General features: G+C 72.1%; 9 protein-coding genes. 6 read left to right on the plus strand and 3 right to left on the minus strand.

Translation table 11 applies throughout. The features are described 5' to 3' along the window. Positions 1 to 148 precede the first annotated feature (148 nt). The 3 genes from glpK (at position 149) to BMW99_RS22840 (ending at position 3,995) form a co-directional block, all read left to right on the plus strand. Complete coding sequence (gene glpK / locus BMW99_RS22830) at positions 149 to 1,666, plus strand: glycerol kinase GlpK (protein ID WP_075017436.1); 1,518 nt, start codon at positions 149 to 151, stop codon at positions 1,664 to 1,666. 444 nt (positions 1,667 to 2,110) lie between these two features. Beyond that, the gene (locus BMW99_RS22835; RefSeq protein WP_069463864.1) at positions 2,111 to 3,058 is read left to right on the plus strand and encodes a N(4)-(beta-N-acetylglucosaminyl)-L-asparaginase; all 948 of its coding nucleotides are present in this window, start codon (positions 2,111 to 2,113) and stop codon (positions 3,056 to 3,058) included. An 85-nt stretch (positions 3,059 to 3,143) separates the two neighbouring features. Then, positions 3,144 to 3,995, plus strand: a complete 852-nt coding sequence (locus BMW99_RS22840) for a M55 family metallopeptidase (RefSeq protein WP_245791589.1) — start codon at positions 3,144 to 3,146, stop codon at positions 3,993 to 3,995. Positions 3,996 to 4,037: 42 nt separating this feature from the next. On the opposite strand, the gene BMW99_RS22845 is transcribed toward BMW99_RS22840, so the two are convergent. Further along, positions 4,038 to 5,963, minus strand: a complete 1,926-nt coding sequence (locus BMW99_RS22845) for a hypothetical protein (protein WP_322900213.1) — start codon at positions 5,961 to 5,963, stop codon at positions 4,038 to 4,040. A gap of 302 nt (positions 5,964 to 6,265) precedes the next feature. Then, positions 6,266 to 10,408 carry a beta-galactosidase gene (locus tag BMW99_RS22850; protein WP_069466431.1) on the minus strand — a complete coding sequence of 1,381 codons (4,143 nt, stop codon included), beginning with the start codon at positions 10,406 to 10,408 and terminating at the stop codon, positions 6,266 to 6,268. 276 nt (positions 10,409 to 10,684) lie between these two features. Between BMW99_RS22850 and BMW99_RS22855 the strand changes: the two genes are divergently transcribed. The 3 genes from BMW99_RS22855 to BMW99_RS22865 are packed head-to-tail and all read left to right on the plus strand — an operon-like array spanning position 10,685 to position 14,156. Continuing rightward, positions 10,685 to 12,361, plus strand: coding sequence for an FAD-dependent oxidoreductase (locus tag BMW99_RS22855; RefSeq protein ID WP_075017437.1), 1,677 nt, complete (start codon positions 10,685 to 10,687; stop codon positions 12,359 to 12,361). Continuing rightward, positions 12,358 to 13,806 (plus strand): ATP-binding protein, encoded by a 1,449-nt coding sequence (locus BMW99_RS22860; protein ID WP_069463929.1) that lies wholly within the window; start codon positions 12,358 to 12,360, stop codon positions 13,804 to 13,806. Before BMW99_RS22855 ends, BMW99_RS22860 begins: the two co-directional genes overlap by 4 nt. 2 nt (positions 13,807 to 13,808) lie before the next feature. Further along, positions 13,809 to 14,156 (plus strand): UBP-type zinc finger domain-containing protein, encoded by a 348-nt coding sequence (locus BMW99_RS22865; protein ID WP_069463932.1) that lies wholly within the window; start codon positions 13,809 to 13,811, stop codon positions 14,154 to 14,156. Positions 14,157 to 14,292: 136 nt separating this feature from the next. On the opposite strand, the gene BMW99_RS22870 is transcribed toward BMW99_RS22865, so the two are convergent. Then, positions 14,293 to 18,249 carry a GH92 family glycosyl hydrolase gene (locus tag BMW99_RS22870; protein WP_069463930.1) on the minus strand — a complete coding sequence of 1,319 codons (3,957 nt, stop codon included), beginning with the start codon at positions 18,247 to 18,249 and terminating at the stop codon, positions 14,293 to 14,295. Positions 18,250 to 18,753: the final 504 nt, after the last annotated feature.

Raw genomic sequence — 18,753 nt, forward strand, 5'->3', positions numbered from 1 at the left:
TCCGTACGGCCCAGCACCGCGCGCCGCGCTGGACACGACGTGTTTCCGTGTGAGTCAGGACCCGAGGCCTGACGCACCAGGCGCAACCGTTCCCCGGGAGCATGCCCGCGCGGGACGTGGGCGAGCTCCCTCCACGAGAGGCAGCAGCATGGCGGACTTCGTCGGCGCGGTGGACCAAGGAACCACCAGCAGCCGCTTCATGATTTTCGACCACGACGGCAACGAGGTGGCCAAGCACCAGCTCGAGCACACCCAGTACCTGCCGAAACCCGGCTGGGTGGAGCACGACCCGATCGAGATCTGGGAGCGGACCAACGTCGCCATCCAGAACGCGGTCCGCTCGGCCGGCCTCCAGGCCAGCGACCTCGCCGCGATCGGCATCACCAACCAGCGCGAGACCACGGTCGTGTGGGACCCTCGCACCGGCCGCCCCTACGGCAACGCGATCGTCTGGCAGGACACCAGGACCGACTCCATCGCCAAGGCGCTGGAGCGCGACGGCCACGGCGACCTGATCCGCCGCCGCGCCGGCCTGCCGCCGGCCACGTACTTCTCCGGCGGCAAGATCAAGTGGATCCTGGAGAACGTCGAGGGCGTGCGCGCCGCGGCCGAGCAGGGCCACGCGCTGTTCGGCACCACCGACTGCTGGGTGCTCTGGAACCTCACCGGCGGCCCCAACGGCGGCATCCACGCCACCGACGTCACCAACGCCAGCCGCACCATGCTGATGGACCTGGAGACGCTGGACTGGGACGACGAGCTGCTCAGCATCTTCAACATCCCCAGGGCGATGCTGCCGACGATCTACCCGTCCTCGCACCCCGAGGCGTTCGGCACCACCCGCACCTCGCGGCCGCTCAGCGCCCCGGTGCCCATCGCCGGTGTGCTCGGCGACCAGCAGGCGGCGACCGTCGGCCAGGTCTGCTTCGCCCCCGGCGAGGCCAAGAACACCTACGGCACCGGCAACTTCCTGCTGCTCAACACCGGCACGGAGGCGGTGCGTTCGGAGCACGGCCTGATCACCACCGTCGCCTACAAGTTCGGTGACGCGCCCGCGGTGTACGCGCTGGAGGGCTCGATCGCGGTCACCGGCTCCGCGGTGCAGTGGCTGCGCGACCAGCTGCACGCCATCTCCGACGCGGCCGAGAGCGAGCGGCTGGCCAAGACGGTCGACGGCAGCGACGGCATCTACTTCGTGCCGGCGTTCTCCGGCCTGTTCGCGCCGTACTGGCGCTCCGACGCCCGCGGCGCCATCGTCGGCCTCGCGCGCTACCACAACAACGGCCACCTGGCCCGGGCCACACTGGAGTCGATCTGCTACCAGAGCCGCGACGTGGTCGTGGCGATGGAGCAGGACTCCGGGGTGCACCTGGACGTGCTCAAGGTCGACGGCGGCGTCACCGCCAACGACCTGGCGATGCAGACCCAGGCGGACGTGCTCGGCGTCCCGGTCAGCCGCCCGGTGGTCGCCGAGACCACCGCGCTCGGCGCCGCCTACGCCGCGGGTCTGGCCGTGGGCTTCTGGCAGAACACCGACGAACTGCGCCAGCACTGGCACGAGTCGAAGCGCTGGGACCCCCAGTGGACCGAGGAGCAGCGCGAATCGGGCTACGCCGGCTGGAAGAAGGCCGTGGACCGGACCCTGGACTGGGTCGAGGTCGAGTAGCCGCGGCCGAAGGCACCCGCCCCTCCCCGCGGGCAGCTCCCCCGTCCCCGCCCGGCCCCCGGCCGGCGACGCCGCCACCGCGCGGCGCGCCGGCCGGGGGCCTCGCTCGTGGCCCTCCTCGCGCGGCCGACCCTCCTGGTTCCGCCGGCCTTCCGGCACCGCCGGCCTTCTCACGCCACTGGCCTTCCCGCCCCGTGGGCGCTTCTCCGGCGGTCACTCCCGTCCCCGATCCAGGCGCCGATCCCTGCGCCACTCCCGGCGTCACTCCCGGCGTCACTCCCGGCGTCACTCCCGGCGTCGATCTTGGGGAGATCGTGACACACCGTGACTGTACGGCGGTGCGGGCGGGGTGCGAGACTGCCGCACACCGGAACATGCGCGATACACGTATTCCCGGTCGGCGCCGGCGGGGACCCCGTCGGCCGGCACTCGGACAGGAGGACCATGGCGGATCCGGTGATCATCGGCAGTGAGCGCAGCGAGGCCGGGCTGCCGGCCGGGATGGAGGTGCTGCGCCGCGGTGGCTCCGCCCTGGACGCGGTGGAGGCCGCGATGCGGCGCTGCGAGGACAACCCGGCCGACCACTACGTCGGGACCGCGGGCCTGCCCAACGCGCAGGGCGTCGTGGAGCTCGACGCCTCGCTGATGCTCGGCTCGGGGAGGCAGTTCGGCGCGGTCGCGGCCCTCAAGGGCTACCCCAACCCGATCTCCGTCGCCCGCGCCGTGCTGGAGCGGCTGCCGCAGCACAGCCTGCTGGTCGGCGAGGGCGCCGCGCTGTTCGCCGAGGAGTGCGGGTTCACCACGGCCGACCTGCTCACCGACGCCTCGCGCGAGCAGTGGCGCAAGCAGGTCACCGACTCCAAGGAGGCGGTCGAGGGCGAGAACACCGCGGCCACCGACGGCGACCAGCGCTACCGCGAGAGCGCGCTGTCCCTGATCCGCAGGCTCGCGCCGCACGACGGGCCGTGGGGCACCATCAACATCATCGCCCTGGACGCCACCGGCGAGATGTGCGTCGGGGTGTCGACGTCCGGCTACCCCTACAAGTACCCCGGCCGGGTCGGCGACTCCGCCCTGCCCGGCGCAGGCAACTGGTGCGACCTGCGGGCCGGCGGCGCCGCGTGCACCGGCCGCGGCGAGCTGAGCATGCGCGGCGGCACGGCCCGCACCATCGTGGACCTGATCGCCGGCGGCCAGGACCCGGCGGAGGCGTGCCGGGCGGCGCTGGCCGACGCGGCGACGCTGCCCGACGAGTTCCGCTCCGAGCTGCGCGCGCTGGCCCTCACCCCGGACGGCCGCCACGGCGGCGCGGCCGGTCAGGAGGGCAGCGTGTACGTCCTGATGACCGAGGCCTCGACCGAGCCCGAGTCCCGGCCGCGGGTGGTCCTGTGAGCGACGCACACCGGACCGCCGGGCCGGGGACGGCGGCGCGTCCACTCCCGCGCCGAGTGGGCGGGCAAGCGAACGGAGAAGCACGGTGAGCAGCCAGGAGAAGGCCCTGAGGATCTTCGTCTCCTCCGACATGGAGGGCACGGCCGGAGTCGTCGACTGGGCGCAGTGCCGCCCGGGGCAGCCGGAGTACACCTACTACCGCACCCTGCTCCAGGCCGAGGTCAACGCCGCGATCGAGGGCGCGCAGGCCGGCGGCGCCGGCAGCTTCCTCGTCAACGACTCGCACTCCACCATGGCCAACCTGCGTCCGGACGAACTGGCCGGCCGGGCGCGCTACCTGTCGGGCCGTCACAAGCCGCTGTACATGATGCAGGGGCTGGACGCGTCCTTCGACGGCGTCTTCTTCGTCTCGTACCACGGGTCGATGTCGGGCACGCAGGCCACGCTCTCGCACACCTACAACCCGCTGGCGATCAGCGAGGTGCGGCTCAACGGGGTGCCGGCCGGGGAGAGCGGCATCAACGCCCTGGTCGCGCTGGCTCACGGGGTGCCGGTGCTGCTCGTCACGGGCGACGCGACCACCGCCGCCGAGGCCGCGCCGTTCTGCCCGGAGGCGGTCCCGGCCGTGGTCAAGTCGTCGGTCTCCCGGTTCGCCGCGGACAGCCTGCACCCCGAGGACGCCCGCGAGGTGATCCGGGACGCCGCCCGGCGGGCCGTGGCAGGACTGGCGTCCGCCCGGCCCCCGCGGATCGACCTGCCGGCGACGCTCACCGTCCGCATGCGCAACCCCGACCTCGCGGAGATGGCCACCTGGATCGCCGGCGTCGAGCCGGTGGCCGGCGACCCCGTCACCGTGACGATGACGGACGGCGACCCGCTGCGGCTCTACCGCACGTTCGTCACCGTCGTCCTGCTCACCCGCGGCATCGCGGAGTGAGCAGGAGGGCCGGGGCCTCGGCCCCGGCCCGCGGCGGGCGGGTCAGAGGCTCAGCCCGGACTGCACGGTGAAGGCGCACTCGGTGTAGGTGTAGCCGTACCGCAGCGGGACCGAGTCGCTGCCGGGCGTGGTGCTGCTCTTGCCCGACTTGTGCAGGAAGTACACCGTGCCCGGCGGCAGTTCGATGGTCCTCTTCGGGTAGGTCCTGCCGCTCTTGCACGCGGCGGACCTGGCCGTGGACTCGTTGGAGTACAGGTGGCAGCTGCCGCAGCCCGGCAGTGAGAAGCTGCCCGTGACCGGGCCGGTGTACAGCACCTCGACCGGCTCGGGGCTGTCGTTGCTGATGGTCACCGGGATGCCGCCGCCGGACGCGGTGGTCGGCATCCGGCGGCCGGCGGCCGGATCCGTCTCGGCGATCTCCGCGGCGATGGCGATCTTCTGCGCGAGCGCCCGGTGCGTGTCGTGCGGGTACTTCTTGGCGAAGGCCTGCATGGTGTCCGCCGCGCTGCGGAACTCGGCGCTCCGGTACTGGTCCACGCCGCAGGCGTAGGTGCCGGACTCGACGTAGCCGCCGGCCTGCCGGGCGTCCTTGGCCAGCGCTCCGGTGATCCCGGCGTTGTCGCCGGGCAGCGCCGATGCCCTGGTGGCCAGCGCCCGCAGCCGGTCGGTGGTGCCGCACGGGTCGTTGCCGTGCACTGCCCTGGCGGTGCTCGTGATCTGCGCCCGGACGGCCGCCTCGACCTTCGCGGCCTGGGGCGAGCGCGGGAACATGGTCAGCAGCTCGCTCAGGTGGTCGCCGCTGCCCCCGGACGCCGCGGGGTCCTTCGCGAGGTCGGACACCCCGCACTCGTACAGCGACGTCGCCAGCCGGTCGTCGGGCCATGCGGCCAGCGCGCCGACACCCGTCCTGCCGAACGAGGCCGGGACGGTGCGCAGGTACGTCAGGGGCGCGATGGCGTCGCAGTACTTCTTCTGCTCATAGGGCGCGCCCACCGTCTTGTAGTACGCGGTCAGCCGGTCCGGTACGTGCTTCGCGGCCCGGGAGCCCGCGTGGTTCTCGCTCAGGTCGCGGTAGGTCGACAGCGCGCTGCGGTAGTCGGGCTGGGCCTTCGCGAACGGCTTGGCCTTGGCGGCCGCCACGAGGTGGTCGGCCTTGTCCAGCCGGTCCAGCAGCATCTTCTGGGTGGCCTCGTCCTGCGCGCCGTTGTAGGCGACGGCCGCACCGGCGGGCGCGGCGAGCAGCACCAGTCCGAGCAGCAGGGCGAGGGGGGCCCGGGACGGCCACAGCAGCCGGGTGCGGTGGCCCTTCACGCCGCCGTGCACGGCGGCCAGCACCAGGAACGCGCCGTAGGCGGCGAGCGCGCCGCTGGAGACGCCGTCGGCGTCGGCGGGCAGCGCGGTGAAGAGCAGCGCGGCGGTGGCGGCCCAGCAGGCGACCATGGCGAGCCAGCGCCGGGTCAGGGCATAGCCGAGGCCGAGGCCGCTGAGGTTGAGCAGGGCGACCGCGACGGCGCGCAGGCCGTTCGGCGGCGCCGGCGGCGCGGGCGGCGCGGGCGGCGGCCCGGCCGGCGCACCGAAGGCGGACAGGGCGGGCGGAGCACCGAAGGCGGGCGGGGCGGGCGGAGAGTCGAAGGCGGGCGCGCCGTAAGCCGGCGGCGCGGTGGGCGGCAGCGGCGGCGTGGGAGCCGCGCCGAAGGCGGGCGCCGCGGCCGGCGGCTGCGGCGGGGCCGCCTCGGGCGGAGGGCCGAAGGCCGCCGGTGCGGCCGGCGGCCGCGCGGCGCCCGGCAGGGCCGGCGCGGGGAACGCCCCGCCCGTCGCGCTCGGCGCGGGTCCGAACTCCGCACCGCCGGAAGGCGGTTCGCCCCCCGGCGTACCCGCGCTCCCCGGTGCGTCGTCGCGCGGCGCGTCGTTCCCCGGTGCGTCGTCGCGCGCTCTCTCGCCGTCTCCGGCCGTAGGATCCCAGGCCACAGCAGCCCCCTCACTTCCGGCCCCCGGCCGGTCCCGCCCCCTGCCCGCCCGCCGGTGTCCGGCGTCGGGCCTTGAAAAAGAGATGCGAGAAGGTTGCCTCGGGTTCCCACCTCGCGCACGTACTTTATCGGTCTCGTAGGACCTCGGATCACCGGAGGCGACGGGCCCGCGGGGCCCGCGAGCGGACCCGGGGACGCCGAACCGCCGTGCACGGGACGGATGTCCCGCGCACGGCGGTGAGGGCCGGTCCTGGCCGGCGGGGCCGGACGCTCGCCCGGACCCGGGGTCGTGTCCGGCAGGACCTACGCGGCGCCCTGGCAGGTGAGCACGGGGTTGACCCAGTCGCCGTGGTCGTTGCCGTTGCCGTCGCCTCCGTCGCCGACCGACAGGTCGAGCACCTGCCCGCCGGTGACGGGCACGTCGACGGCGACGGGCGCGGACTTGCCGTTCAGCACCGGTGTGGTGGTGAGCACCTTGCCGTCGAGCACGACGGAGAAGGTCACGGTGCCCGGATCGCCGTTGTCGACGCCGACCGTGGCGGTGAAGCGGCTGCACGTTCCGCCCACGTAGATCTGCACGTCGCTGGGCGAGTTGGTGCCCAGGCCCTTGGCGTAGGTGGTGCCGCCGAGCTTGAGCGGGGTGCCGTCGTTCGCGGCGGTGTTGCCGACGCTCTGGTCCCGTTCGACCGGGCCCCAGCCGTTGGTGGCGGACAGGAACGTCAGGTCGCTGACCTGGTCGTCGCCCGCCGGCGGCACCGCGGGCACCGAACCGACGAACCGGGTGTCGGCCGGGTTCGCCGTCCCGCCCGCCTGCCGCAGGGTGGCCGTGGCGGTGAGCGGGCTGGTCTTGGCCGGGTTCTGGGGCGCCGTCACGTCCCAGCTGAACGTCGCCGAGGTGCCGCCGTCGATCTTGCTGACGGAGGGCGGCGTGGACGCGCCGGCGACGGTCCACCCGTCGGGCGCGGCGAGGGCGGCGGTCACCGCCGTGGCCGGCGGGGCGCCGGCCGGCACCGCGACGGTCGCGGTGGCGGTGAAGTGCTGCCCGGCGCCCACCGATCCGGGCACGGACAGGGACACCGAGGAGCGCGGCGCGCTCGGCATCCGGTAGGCCGCGGGGTCGTACCGGGGGCTGTCGTTCTGCGCGACGGTGAGCGACGAGGCGTAGCTGCCGTAGTTGGTCAGCGCGACCTTGCCCAGCCCGCCGGTGGAGCCGTCGAGGTTCCAGACCGCGATGGCGATGGTGTTGTCGCCGTTGGGGTTCAGGATGCCGTTCGGCACCGGGAAACTGTGCTGCGGACCCAGGTAGTTGACGTAGTTGCCGACGTCCCAGCCGTTGACGTACAGCTCGGCGCGGTACTTGCGGGACGCGTCGTCGGTGAGGGTCAGGCCGAGCGAGGTGTCCTGCCCCTTGGGCAGGTCGAGCGCGGCATGGGTGGTGTACCAGGAGACGCCGGGGGTGGTGTCGGTCGCCGGCAGCGTGACCGGGGTCCAGCCCTCGGTGGGGTACCCGGGCAGCATGTACCCGGCCCGCTCGCCGTACAGGCCGCCGGTGTTGAGGGGCCCGCGGACGGTGTCGACCGGGGTCTCGCCGCCGCGCACGCCCTGCAGGCGCCAGGTGATGGTGCCCAGCGGGTTGCCGGTGAGGGCCGCGCCGGTCAGACCGCGTGCGGCCTTGTTGCCGTTGGACTCGTTGTAGTCCTCCTCGTGGCCCATGTTGACGGTGAGGACGGACAGCACGTTGTCGGCGCCGTTCTTCACCAGGCCGGCCGGGAAGGTGTAGGTCTTCTGGCCGTCGGCGGTGGCGCTGCCGAGGAAGGTGCCGTTGAGCCACACCGATGAGGCGGCGGCGCGGCCGCCGCTCTGCGCGGACAGGGTGACGCCGGTCTCCGTGCCGGTGCCGGTGAACCGGCCGCGGTACCAGGTGCTGCCGGTGTGGAAGCCGTAGTCGTCGGCGAACAGCACGGGCAGGCTGCCCGGCCCGGTGGTGCTGTTGGAGGTGGTCTTGTCGGCCACCTGCCAGCCGGAGTCGTCGAATCCCGGCTGGGACTCAGGGGACTCCTGGACGTGCTTCCAGCCGGTGAGCGCCGGCAGGGTGATCGGCGCGGCGGTGGCGACGGAGCCGGTGAGGCTGCCGGTGGGCGTGGCCGTGGTGTGCAGCGTGCGGCCGTTCCACGTGACCGTGGACGCGTCGGCGAACACCTCGATGCCGGGGTCGGTGCCGTTGTCGCCGGTCAGCGCCAGGGTCCCGCCCGCGGCGGTCGCGCCGCGGAGCAGGTGCGTGCCGCGGACCAGGACCGGTCCGGCGGCGGTGTCCTGCCGCCAGAACGTCTTGGCGGTGGCGGTGTCGGCGAGCAGCAGCAGGAGCGGGTGGCCACCGCCGCTGATCTGCACCCGGGTCAGGCCGGTGTGGCTGTAGTTCAGGCGCAGGTCGCCGGTGGCCGCGTCCCAGGTGGAGGCGACGGTGCCGCCGGTGGCGGTGACGGTGGGCCTGGTGGCGTACTTCAGGACCGTCTCGCCGTCGGAGCCGTGGTCGCCGTAGAGGACGGCGACGTCCCGGCCGCCGATGGTGGCGTCGGTCATGATCTCCGAGGTGGAGTACTGCAGGTGGTTCCCGCCGAGGTCGTAGCCGGCCACGATGATCTTGCTCTCCCGGCCGTTGAGGCCGATCGAGGTGCCGGGCTGCTGCGGGATCGTGTAGACGGGGGCGGTGGACGCCGAGCCGGTGGCCACGTCGATGGCGTCGATGGTCACGAACGTGCCGGTCGACGACGGGTTCTTGGCGCCGGTGGCTACGATCTTCAGGGTGTGTGCGCCGGACGCGAGGCCGCTCGCCTGGTAGGCCACGTACTGGTTCTGCTTGGTCGCGGCGTACAGGTCGACGGTCTTGACCTTGGTGCCGTCCAGGTAGACGTCCGCGGTGCCGTGGTTGCCGTCGAGGTTGCTGATCCACTTCACGCCGGTGCCGGTGAAGCCGACGCTGACGCTGTCACCCGCGGTGCTGCTGAAGGACTCGGTGTGCTGGTAGTCGCCGCCGGTGTAGTTCTGCTCGGAGCCGACGTGCGACCAGCTGCCGGTGTAGGCGAGCGCGCCGTCCCGGTCGTCGTAGGTGTAGCCGGGGTGCGCCCCGAGGTCGAGGGTGAGGTGCGCGCTGTCGGTGCCGGTCGAGGTGGAGTCGGCGTGCCGCAGCACGTGGAACTGGGTGCCGGTGTCGGTGTTGACCCGGGCGGTGTCCACGATCGCCGCGTTGTCGGTGGGCGTCGCGGGCAGCGGGTCGGTCTTGGTGAGCGGGGCGACGGCCTGGGTGAAGTAGCCGATCAGCTTGTCCTGGTCGTACTTCGGGTCCAGCTCCCGGTTCTCCCGGATCGCGGCGCCGTAGTCATAGGAGGTGTAGTTCTGCGGCTCGCCCAGCCAGCCCCAGTTGGTGCCGCCGTAGGTCATGTAGAAGCTCTGCGACGTCGCGCCGACCGCGATGTTCTGCTTGTAGAACACGTCGGCGAACTGGTCGTTGATCAGCTGCGCGCACTTGTCGTAGCCGGGGCCGCCCCACGGGTCGAAGGCGCCGCCCTGGAACTCGGCGGTCTCCAGCGGCTTCCCGGCCGGGTGGTCGTAGCTGAGGTCCGGGACACCGTTCCACTTCGTCGGGTTGCTGCAGTTGAAGCCCTGCGGGTAGGAGTCGGCGCCGTCCACCGCCAGCGCGGCGTCACCGGAGTTGAACGTTCCGTTGTTGTTGCCGACCAGGGGCACGGTGATGCCGTCGGCGGTGGCCTTGTCCTCCAGGTGCTTCATGTAGGTGCGGCCCGCGGCGCTGCCGTTGTAGTACTCGTTCTCGACCTGGTACTCGATGACCGACCCGGTGCCGTCGGTGAGCTGGTGGCGGGCCAGGATCCGGTCGATCTGGGTCTGCCACTCGTCGCTGTACTTCAGGTACTCGGGGTCACTGGTGCGGGTGTTCCCCTTCTTCGTGGACAGCCAGCCCGGGAAGCCGCCTCCGTCCACCTCGGCGTTGATGTAGGGGCCGGGGCGGGCGATCACGTAGATGCCCAGCTGGTCGGCCATGTCCAGGAGCTTGTCGACGTCACGGACGCCGGTGAAGTCGTACACCCCCGGAGCCGGCGAGTGGTAGCCCCAGTCGAAGTAGAGGGAGACGGCGTTGAAGCCGGCCGCCTTCATCTTCTCCAGCACGTCCCGCCAGAGGTCCTGGCTCGGCAGGCGGAAGTAGTGGAACTCCCCCGACCACAGGTACGTGCGCTTGCCGTCGATCATGAACGAGTAGCCGTCATAGGTGACGGTGTGCTTGGCCGCCGGCGCCGCGGCGGCGGCCGGGGCCGTCCGCGGGGTGGCGGCGTAGGTCGCGGCGGTGGCGCCCAGGCCGAGGACAAGGGCGAGGGCGGCGCCTATCGCCAGGCAGCGCCGGAGGACCCGGCTGCCTGTGCGGTGAGCTGTCATGCGAGACCTCCACGGGGGTGCGCCCGGCGCCGTGGGGCTCTGCGACAGCCCCGACACTCACCGGGAACACTCAGGCTTCAAGGTGGGGGGATGCGCGAATTCGTTGGATTGCGTCTGGGAGTGTGGCATCAGGCGTTGGCACCCGCAACCATTCGGACAGAAATCATCGCCCGTGCGACTCCTCCCCCTGCCCACTAGGCTGAACCGGGGACGTGCGCGGCCACCTTCACCTGGAGAAAACCCCCGCGCAGGCCACAACTGGGGACGGGGATGCCCATGACAGCACCGGACAGCACTCGCCGCGCCGTGCTCCTCACGGTCGACGACGACCCGGGGGTCTCGCGCGCGGTGGCACGGGACCTGCGCCGGCGGTACGGCGAGCGCTATCGCGTCGTCCGCGCCGAGTCCGGGAACTCGGCGCTCGAGGCGCTCAAGGAGATCAAGCTCCGCGGGGACCTCGTCGCGGTCATCCTGGCGGACTACCGGATGCCGGAGATGAACGGCATCGAGTTCCTCGAACGCGCGATGGACGTCCACCCCGGCGCCCGGCGGATCCTGCTCACCGCCTACGCGGACACCGGCGCGGCGATCGACGCGATCAACGTCGTCGACCTGGACCACTACCTGCTCAAGCCGTGGGACCCGCCGGAGGAGAAGCTGTACCCGGTGGTCGACGCCCTCCTGGACAGCTGGCTGAACTCCGACCACCGCCCGGTGCCGGAGACCAAGGTCGTCGGCCACCGCTGGTCGGCCCGCTCGTCGGGCGTCCGCGAGTTCCTCGCCCGCAACCAGGTGCCGTACCGCTGGTACCTGTCGGACCAGGCCGAGGGCCAGCGGCTGCTGGACGCGGCCGGACACGACGGGATGCGGCTGCCGCTGGTGATCGCCCCGGGCGGCGAGGTGCTCGTCGAGCCGTCCGACCAGGAACTGGCGGCCCAGGTGGGCCTGGCCACCAGCCCCACCGAGGACTTCTACGACCTGGTCGTCATCGGCGCCGGGCCGGCCGGTCTCGGCGCGGCCGTCTACGGGGCCTCCGAGGGGCTGCGCACCGTGCTGGTGGAGCGCACCGCGACCGGCGGCCAGGCCGGGCAGAGCACCCGCATCGAGAACTACCTCGGCTTCCCCGACGGTGTCTCCGGCGCCCAGCTCACCGACCGGGCCCGCCGCCAGGCGAGCCGGTTCGGCGCCGAGCTGCTCACCGCCTGCGAGGTCACCGCGCTGGAGGTCAACGGCCCCAACCGCACCGTCCGCTTCGCCGACGGCTCGGCGGTCTCGGCGCAGAGCGTCATCCTCACCACCGGCGTCAACTACCGCCTGCTGGACGTGCCCGGCATGGCCGAGTTCACCGGCCGCGGCGTGTTCTACGGCTCGGCGCTCACCGAGGCGGCGGGCTGCGAGGGCCAGGACATCTACATCGTCGGCGGCGCCAACTCCGCGGGACAGGCGGCCGTGTACCTGTCCCGGGGCGCCAAGTCGGTGACCCTGCTGGTGCGCGGGGCGTCGCTGGAGGCGTCCATGTCGCACTATCTGATCCAGCAGATCGCCGCCATCCCCACCATCACCGTCCGCACCGGCACCCAGGTGTCCGCGGTGCACGGCAGCGACCACCTGGAAGGTCTGGCGCTGCGCGACCGCGAGTCCGGGCAGACCGAACTCGTCGACGCCCAGCGGCTGTTCGTCTTCATCGGGGCGGCGCCCCGCACCGAGTGGCTGGAGGGCGTGGTGCTGCGCGACGACCACGGCTTCGTCCTCACCGGCCCGGACCTGTCCGGGGAGGGCCACCGGCCGCCCGGCTGGGAGCCGGACCGCCCGCCCTACCACCTGGAGACCAGCGTCCCCGGCGTGTTCGCGGCGGGCGACGTCCGGTCGGAGTCGGCGAAGCGGGTGGCCTCCGCGGTCGGCGAGGGCGCGATGGCCGTGATGCTCGTGCACCGCTACCTGGAGGGCCTGTGACCCCGAAGACGCTGCCCTGCGACCCGTCCGAGCTGCGGACGCTGTTCCTCTTCGAGAAGCTCACCGCCGACCAGCTCGGCCAGCTGTGCCAGGCCGGCCGGATCCAGGAGGTCGAGCCGGGCCCGGTGTACGCCGAGGGCGACCCGGCGACGTGCTTCTACGTGCTGCTGGACGGCACCGTCGTCACCTCCCGGCGGGTCGGCGCCGATGACGTGGAGATCACCCGCACCTCCCAGCGAGGCGTGTACGCGGGCGCGTTCCAGGCCTACCTGGGTGACCGGGTGCCGCAGCTGTACACCAACTCGATGCGGGTGACCGAGCGTTCGCGGTTCTTCCTGCTGTCGTCCGACGAGTTCTCCCGGATCGTGCACGAGTGGTTCCCGATGGCCGTGCACCTGCTGGAGGGCCTGTTCTTCGGCAACCAGGCGTTCCAGCAGCGGGTCAACCAGCGCGAGCGGCTGCTGGCGCTGGGCTCGCTGTCGGCGGGCCTCACCCACGAGCTGAACAACCCGGCGGCGGCCGCGCTGCGGGCCACCGCGGCGCTGCGCGAGCGGGTCGCCGGGATGCGCCACAAGCTGAAGATCCTGGCCGGCGGCCCCTACCGGCAGGCCGACCTGGACTCGCTGGTGGCCATCCAGGAGCGGGCCGCCGAACGGGTCGCCAAGGCCGAGGAGCTCAGTCCCCTGGAGACGTCCGACCAGGAGGACGCCGTCGCGGACTGGCTCGACGACCACGGCATCGCCGGCGGCTGGGACCTGGCGCCGGTGTTCGTGCAGGCCGGCCTGGACGAGGAGTGGCTCGACCAGGTCGCGGCCGCGGTGGAGGGCGAGCTGCTGGAGAGCGCGCTGCGCTGGCTGAACTACACGGTCGAGACCGAACTGCTGATGAACGAGATCGAGGACTCCACCACCCGCATCTCCGGTCTGGTCAACGCGGCACGGCAGTACTCGCAGCTGGACCGCGCGCCGTACCAGGTGGTCGACATCCACGAGCTGCTCTCCAGCACCCTGCAGATGCTCGCCGGGAAGATCGGCGACGGCGTCAGCGTGGTCAAGGACTTCGACCACGCGCTGCCGCGCATCCCGGCCTACCCGGGCGAGCTGAACCAGGTGTGGACCAACCTGATCGACAACGCCGTGTCGGCGATGGACGGCAGCGGCACGCTCACCGTGCGCACCTGGCGCGAGCACGGCAGGCTGGCCGTGGAGTTCCAGGACACCGGTCCGGGGGTCCCGGCGGAGATCCGCGAACGGATCTTCGAGCCCTTCTTCACCACCAAGCCGGTGGGCCAGGGCACCGGCCTCGGCCTCGACATCTCGTGGCGCATCGTGGTCAACAAGCACCACGGCGACCTGCAGGTCGAGTCCGAACCGGGCGACACCCGCTTCCGGGTGCTGCTGCCGCTGACCGCCACGGAGTCCGACGCCGAGGAGGCTGCCGAATGACCATGCCCGACACCCCGGGAATCGACCCGACCGTCCCGCCCAGCGGTGTGGGCTGCGCGGACTGCGACGCCGCCGGCGGCTGGTGGTTCCACCTGCGCCGGTGCGCGACCTGCGGCCACATCGGCTGCTGCGACAGCTCTCCGGCCCAGCACGCCGACGCGCACGCCAGGGCCAGCGGCCACGACGTGATCCGCAGCTTCGAGCCGGGCGAGGACTGGTTCTGGAACTACCGCACCCAGTCCTACGTGGACGGTCAGGAGCTGGCCCCGCCGGCCAACCACCCCGTCACGCAGCCGGCGCCCGGTCCGGCGGACCGCGTCCCGGCCGACTGGCAGCGGCACCTGCACTGAGGTCCACCCGGGCGTCCGGGCGGTGAGGAAGGGGCCGGGCCCCGCGGGGTGTTCCGCGGGGCCCGGGTCATGAGGCGGTGCCCGGCCGACGCCCGGTGGGCGCCGGCCGGGCCGTGGTTGGCGTCCGCCGAGCCGCCTAGTGGGCGAGGATCTCCAGCTCCGCCAGCGAGGTGGTGGCGGCACCGCTGTTGCCGGTCACCACCAGCCGGTAGGAGGTGAAGCTGCCCGGATCGGCGATCTCGAACGGGCGGGTCTGCAACCGGTCGGTGAAGGTCTCACCGCTCCTGCTGTCCAGCGTCTTCCAGTGGCTGCCGTCGTTCGAGCCCTGGAGCTGCCAGCTCTTCGGGTCGGCTCCGGCGGTGGCGCCGGAGGTCAGGGTGTAGAACGCCGCCTTCCGCGCGACGGCCGGCCCGCCGTCCTTGCCGGCGTAGGCGTAGTCGATCACCGGGGTGGCGGTGGAGAAGGTCACCCGGGTGGCCGAGGTGTCGTCGAACAGGCCGGAGACGTCGGTGCCGTCGGCGGCCTTGCCGGTGCCCAGCCCGGTGCCCGTGGTGTCGGTCAGCGGGTCGGGGGTGCGTCCGGCCGGCGTCAGGGACGGCGGCAGGGCGCTCTTGCCGGTGCCCCACGACGACGGCGCCGACCCCATGGTGAAGTCCAGCACCGCACCGTTCCTGAGCTGGTCGCCGTTGAGGTACGTCTTGTCCCATGCGTCGCCGTTGACCTTCAGCGACTGCACGTAGACGTTGCTCCGGCTGTTGTTCGGGGCGTTGACGACGATGCTGCGGCCGTTGTCCAGGTGGACCGTCGCCTTGGTGAACAGCGGCGAGCCGATCATGTAGTTGTCGTTGCCGACCTGCAGCGGGTAGAAGCCCAGCGCGGAGAAGATCTGCCAGGTGGACGTGGCGCCGTTGTCCTCGTCACCGGGGTAGCCCTGACCGATCGAGCTGCCGGTGAACAGCCGCTGCTGCGCCTCGCGGACGACCGCCTGCGTCTTGGCCGGCGCGCCCGCGTAGTCGTACATGTACGGGATGCCGAACGACGGCTGGTTGCTCAGGCCCAGTTCGCCCATGCGGACGTCGCGGGCCTCGATCATCTCGTGGATGGTGCCGCCGTAGCCGCCGGCGTCGCCGTCGGCGGTCTCCTGCGTGGCGAAGAACGTGTCGAGCTTCTGCTCGAGCTTCTGCTGCCCGCCGTAGAGCGCCGCCAGACCGTTCGGGTCCTGCGGCACGGTGAAGGCGTAGTTCCACGCGTTGGTCTCGGTGTACTCGTTGCCCCACTGCTGCGGGTCGTAGCTCGCGTCGGGCACCCGCCACGAGCCGTCGGCGTTGCGGCCCTCGAAGAAGCCCACGTTCTTGTTGAAGATGGTGGTGTAGTTCAGCGCCCGGGCCAGGAAGTAGTCGGACTCCTCCTGGTAGCGCTGCCGGTCGGCCTTCGACGCCTTCGGGTCCTTGGCCAGCTTGGCGGCCATCGTGCCGATGCCGTAGTCGTTGATGTAGCCGTCCAGCGACCAGGAGACGCTGCCGCCCTGGGCGGTGTTGGTGTAGCCGGTGAACTCCGAGGTGTCCAGGCCCTTGCGGCCGACACCGGACTGCGTCGGCACCACGGTGGCGTTCTTCACCGCGGCCGCGTAGGCGGCCTTGGCGTCGAAGGTGTCGACGCCCTTGGCGAAGGCGTCCGCGAAGGCCACGTCGGAGCTGGTGCCGGTCATCAGGTCGGCATAACCCGGCGAGGACCAGCGCGACGTCCAGCCGCCGTCCTTGTACTGCTGGACGAAGCCGTCGGCGAGCTTGCCCGCGGTGTCCGACTCCAGCAGCGAGTAGGCCGGCCACTCGCTGCGGTAGGTGTCCCAGAAGCCGTTGTTGACGTACACCTGGCCGTCGACGATCTTGGCGCCGGTCTGGGTGGGCGTGCTGGAACCGGTGGCCGGCGAGAACGGGCTGGCGTACCTGTACACCGGCTTCGCGGCCGTCCCCGTGTTCTCCGAACCGGAGTTGGGGTACAGGTTCATCCGGTACAGGTTCGAGTACAGCGTGGTGAGCTGGTCGTCGCTGGCGCCCTGCACCTCGACCTTGCCGAGCTTGGCGTTCCACTGCCGCTCGGCGTTCTTCTCGACCGTGTCGAAGGAGGTGCCCTTCGGGATCTCCAGGTCCAGGTTCTTCTTCGCCTGGTCGGCGCCGATGAACGACGTGGCGATCCGGAGGGTCACGGTCCTGGAGCCGGAGGTGTCGAACTGGGCGTAGCCGGTGACGTTGTCGCGGCCCTGTCCGGTGACCTTGGTGGCCGTGCCGGGGGTCCGGTCGAACTCGCCGTGCACGTACATCCGCGTCGCGGCTTCGCCGCCGCCGGTGTTGACGTCGGAGTAGCCGTCCAGGGTGCCCGCGGCGGCGTCGAAGGTCAGGCCGCCGTTGTTGTTGACATTGTCGAACAGCACGTCACCGGTGTCGCCAGGGAAGGTGAAGCGGAACTCCGCGGCGTGGTCGGTGGGCGCGATCTCGGCCTTGATGCCGTTCTTGAAGGTGACGCCGTAGTACTGCGGCTGGGCCACCTCGTCCTTGTGCTCGAACGCCAGCGCGCGCTTGCTCCGGTCCAGGTCCGGGGTGCCGGTGGCGGCGGAGGGCATCACCTGGAAGGTGTCGCGGTCCCCCATCCACGGGCTGGGCTCGTGGCTGATGCCGAGGGCCTGCAAGGTCGGCAGGTTGTCGGCGTTGTTCTGCGCCGCGTAGCTGTACTCCCAGCTCGTCGAGCCCGCGTCGGTCACCGGCGTGAAGAAGTTGAAGCCGTTGGGGACCCCGGTCAGCGGCAGGTTGTTGCCGCGGGAGAACGACCCGGAGGAGTTGGTGCCGCGCCGGGTGTCGACGTGCCGCGCGTAGCTCGCCGAGGTGTTGGCCGGCGGCGCCGTCCCGATGGTGAGGTCGTCGATCCAGCCCTTGAACTGCGTGGCCGTGCCCTCACCGGCGCTGCCCTGCGGGTCGTCGTAGCCGAGCAGGATCCGGTCGATGGTCTTGCCCGCGGCGACCTGGCCGACGAGCGAGGCCACCGTGTTCCACTGCGACGCGTAGAGGATCTTCGACGTGCCCTGCGCCTTGGGGTTCAGCGCCACGCCGTTCTGGTCCTGCGCCTGGTGCGTCAGCCCGCTCAGGTACGTGCCGTCGGTGAAGTGCAGGTCGACCGACGCGTAGGTGCTCGGGTACTTGAGGTCCCCGCCGGTGAGTTCGGGGAAGATGTCGTACGACAGCCGGGTGTCGCGCGCCACCGGGATGTGCACGTCGTACAGCTTGTTGTAGGCGTGCACGGCGCCGGCGGCCGTGTGCGTGCCCGCGTACTCCAGCGCCTTGACGCCCGTGAAACCGGTGTTGGGCCGCACGTTGGGGCCGGACGACGGGCCGCTGCCGACCGCGGTGGTCATGCCGGCCACCGGCGGCGGCGGGGCGGAGCCGTCGGAGAGGATGAGGTCGGCGAGCTGGGTGCCGTCGCTGCCGTTGTTGGCCGTGACGTTCAGCCGGTAGTAGCGGTAGGCCCCGGGGTCGGTCACCTGGTACACGTGCGGGCTGAAGCGCTTGTCGAACGTCTGCCCGGTGCGCGAGTCCACCGTCGTCCACGTGCTGCCGTCGGACGAGCCCTGCAGGGCCCAGTCCTTGGGGTCGCGGTTCGGGAAGTCGTTCGCCGAGGTGAGCGCGTACTTCTTGACCGTCACGTCCTCGGACAGCCGGTACTGCAGCCAGCCGGTGGACGCGAACGTCAGCCACTTGGTGTTCGGGTCCTCGTCCGCGGCCTTCTGTGCGGTCTCGTTCGGCGGGTTGTCGCCGCTCGTGGTGACCTCGGCGATCTTGTCCTTGACGCTGCCGCCGAGCACGGGCAGGGTGCCCGCGGTCACGCCGGAGAGCATCGCCTTGCCGTCGGGGCCGGTCTCCGCGGTGCTGGTCCAGTCCGGCTGCTGCTGCCCGGACTCGAACGACGTGGTGAACGCGGGCGCGTCACCCGCCCCGCCGCTCTGGGCGTGGGCGAGTGCGGCCGCGGGGACCGTCAGGGCCAGGGAAACCGCTCCTGCCAGCAGGGATCTGGCGAGGGTACGGCGGGCACGGCCATGTGTCATGGGTGCTGCCTCTCTCCTTCGGGGTGCGGCCGGTGCTCCGGCCGCGGTGCCGGCCGCCGCGCCCGTCCCGAGGGCGCGGCGGCCGGCCTGGATGCGGACCGGGGTCCGTCAGGCGTTGCGCCCGCTGAGCGCGTACAGCGACAGGCGGGTGTCGTCGGGCAGGGTGATCGAGACGGCGGTCCTGCCGCTGTCCACCGGGACCGTCAGGTGCCAGATGTTCACCGCGACACCGTCCGGCGCGCCCTGCGCGTTGTAGCGGCTGTCCGCGTGGATCGCGGGATCCTCGCCGAGCCGGGGCGAACCGGACGCCCAGTCGGTCGCGTTCAGCGGCACGGTGCCGGAGGTGCCGTCGGAGTAGTGCACGGTCGCGGTGCCGTTCACGTCCCCGTGGTGCGCGGTGAGCAGCACGTCCAGCGCCGAGTAGCTGCGCGGGACCAGCGCCACCGTCTGGCCGTGGGCGGGCGCGAAGTTGGCCGCGCTGCCCGTCGTGTCCGGGAACTGGTA

Source organism: Actinacidiphila rubida (assembly GCF_900110255.1).
GTDB classification, from domain to species: Bacteria; Actinomycetota; Actinomycetes; order Streptomycetales; family Streptomycetaceae; genus Actinacidiphila; species Actinacidiphila rubida.

What these genes read in the sequence shown, in the direction of transcription:
- BMW99_RS22855 (WP_075017437.1), top strand. Translation starts at nt 10,685, where the DNA reads ATGACAGCACCGGACAGCACTCGCCGCGCCGTGCTCCTCACGGTCGAC.
- BMW99_RS22835 (WP_069463864.1), top strand. Translation starts at nt 2,111, where the DNA reads ATGGCGGATCCGGTGATCATCGGCAGTGAGCGCAGCGAGGCCGGGCTG.
- BMW99_RS22870 (WP_069463930.1), bottom strand. Translation starts at nt 18,249, where the DNA reads ATGACACATGGCCGTGCCCGCCGTACCCTCGCCAGATCCCTGCTGGCA.
- BMW99_RS22865 (WP_069463932.1), top strand. Translation starts at nt 13,809, where the DNA reads ATGCCCGACACCCCGGGAATCGACCCGACCGTCCCGCCCAGCGGTGTG.
- glpK (WP_075017436.1), top strand. Translation starts at nt 149, where the DNA reads ATGGCGGACTTCGTCGGCGCGGTGGACCAAGGAACCACCAGCAGCCGC.
- BMW99_RS22850 (WP_069466431.1), bottom strand. Translation starts at nt 10,408, where the DNA reads ATGACAGCTCACCGCACAGGCAGCCGGGTCCTCCGGCGCTGCCTGGCG.